Origin of the sequence: Saccharomonospora iraqiensis subsp. iraqiensis (assembly GCF_000430445.1) — a bacterium.
Lineage (GTDB): Bacteria > Actinomycetota > Actinomycetes > Mycobacteriales > Pseudonocardiaceae > Saccharomonospora > Saccharomonospora iraqiensis.
The window spans coordinates 7,424-9,206 of the sequence record NZ_KE387062.1 but is presented as its reverse complement, the minus strand read 5'-3'; the positions used below and the strand labels follow the sequence as shown (position 1 = coordinate 9,206).

Sequence of the window (1,783 nt, the reverse complement as noted above, 5' to 3'; positions counted from 1 at the left end):
CACCGCACGCGCCGCCACCACCGCACGCGGCGCCCCCACCTCCACCGCCGACCCGGCCGTACGGCTACGGGGACTCCCCGGCGCCGTACCGGGGCAAGCCCGACTCGCCGAGCCCGTACCGGGGCGGCTACCGCGACTCGCCGCGCCCGTACGGACACCGGCGCAGGCGCTCGTTCCTCGAGAGCCTGTTCGACTGACGCGGGCGTGCTCGATCTGCGCATCTGCCCCGCCTGCGGGGACCGCGCGGAGCACCCGTCCGTCGAGCACGGGGCGTTGGTCTGCGCGCGGTGCGCGCACCGCCGGACGTTCCGCAGGCTGCCCCTGTTCGCGTTGACCGGGCCGAGCGCGGCGGGCAAGTCCACGGTGGGGCCGGAGCTCGCCGCGCGCCTGGCGGACCGGGTGGTCGTGCTGGAGCAGGACGTGCTGTGGACCGGCGGTCTGCGCGACGACGTCGACGGGCATCCCGCCTTCCGGGCGACGTGGTTGCGGATGGCCGCGATGATCCACCAGAGCGGGCGGCCGGTGGTGCTGTGCGGCACCGTCGTGCCGCCCGAGCTGGAGCCGTTGCCCGAGCGGGTGTTCTTCGCCGACATCCGCTACCTGGCGCTCACCGCGGAGTCGGACGTGCTCGCACGGCGGCTCCGCGCGCGGCCCGCGTGGCGTGGATGGGACGAACCCCGCATCGCGGAGATGCTGGAGTTCAACGACTGGCTGCGGGCGGAGGCGCACACGCTCGCCCCGCCGGTCGACCTGTTCGACACGACCGCCGCACCGCTGACGGAGGCGGTCGACCGCGCGGAGGACTGGGTACGGCGGGGACTCGACGACCTCCTCCCGGAGGCGGACCACCCGGACGGGTGCGAGCCGGGTGCTTGCCACAGTTAGCACCCGTGCGTACCGTCGGTGGCGGGGAGGTGACGGCACGGGTGGACATCGGTGGCTACATCCGTCTCCAGCGCAGCCACGCGAAGATCTCGCTGCGTCAGTTGTCCAGGTTGGCCGGGGTGTCGAACCCGTACCTCAGCCAGATCGAACGGGGTTTGCGCAAGCCGAGCGCGGAAATCCTGCAGCAGATCGCCAAGGGGCTGCGCATCTCGGCCGAGGCGCTGTACGTGCAGGCGGGCATCCTCGACCACCCCGTCGGCGGGCCGGTCGCCGAGGCGGTGCACGCCGACACCCGGCTCACCGAACGACAGAAGCAGGTGCTGCTCGACATCTACGGCTCGTTCCTCCGGGAGAACGAGAGCGAGGTCGGGGCGGCACCCGGGACCGACGACACCGACACCCGCGGGCCCGGCGTGACCGGGTCCACGGCCAAGGAGTGATCCGGCGATGGAGACGACCCGAACGGACGACGTGCGCAAGGCGGTGCACACCGCGCGGGAGCAGGTGCGGACGTCGCTGCTCGCCGCACTCGGTGCGGGCAACCTCGCGGGGGAGGCGGTGGCCGACGCCGTGTCGAAGGCGCGGGAACGGGTGACCGAGAGCAGCGAGAGCGCGCGCCGGAACATCGAGGAGCTTCCCGGCGAGCTGGAACAGCTCCGGGACCGTCTCGACCCGGCGGAACTGCGCAAGCTGCTCGACGAGTACACCGACTCCGCGTTGCGGCTCTACCGCAGGCTCGCCGAGTCCGGCGAGCAGACCTGGGACCGGCTGTCCGAGCAACCACAGGTGCGGCAGGCCGTCGAACAGCTGGAGGAGGCCCTGCACAGCGCACAGGAGCGAATGGACGACGTCACCTCCGACACCCGGGAGCGGGTGGACGAGATGGTGTCCCGGTTGA

3 protein-coding genes and 1 pseudogene are annotated in these 1,783 nt (G+C 72.7%); all 4 read left to right on the top strand.

Going from position 1 to position 1,783, the window contains the following annotated elements; translation table 11 throughout:
- Positions 1–197 (top strand): annotated as a pseudogene (locus tag ACTIR_RS26300) (zf-TFIIB domain-containing protein); the annotation flags it as partial.
- A 7-nt stretch (positions 198–204) separates the two neighbouring features.
- Entirely contained in the window at positions 205–885 is a 681-nt protein-coding gene (locus ACTIR_RS0105145) for an AAA family ATPase (protein WP_026453475.1), read from the top strand.
- Positions 886–926: 41 nt separating this feature from the next.
- Positions 927–1,325 carry a helix-turn-helix domain-containing protein gene (locus ACTIR_RS0105140; RefSeq protein WP_026453474.1) on the top strand — a complete coding sequence of 133 codons (399 nt, stop codon included), beginning with the start codon at positions 927–929 and terminating at the stop codon, positions 1,323–1,325.
- A 7-nt stretch (positions 1,326–1,332) separates the two neighbouring features.
- The coding region (locus ACTIR_RS21830) for a membrane protein (RefSeq protein WP_034238495.1) at positions 1,333–1,783 on the top strand (451 nt) is incomplete at its 3' end.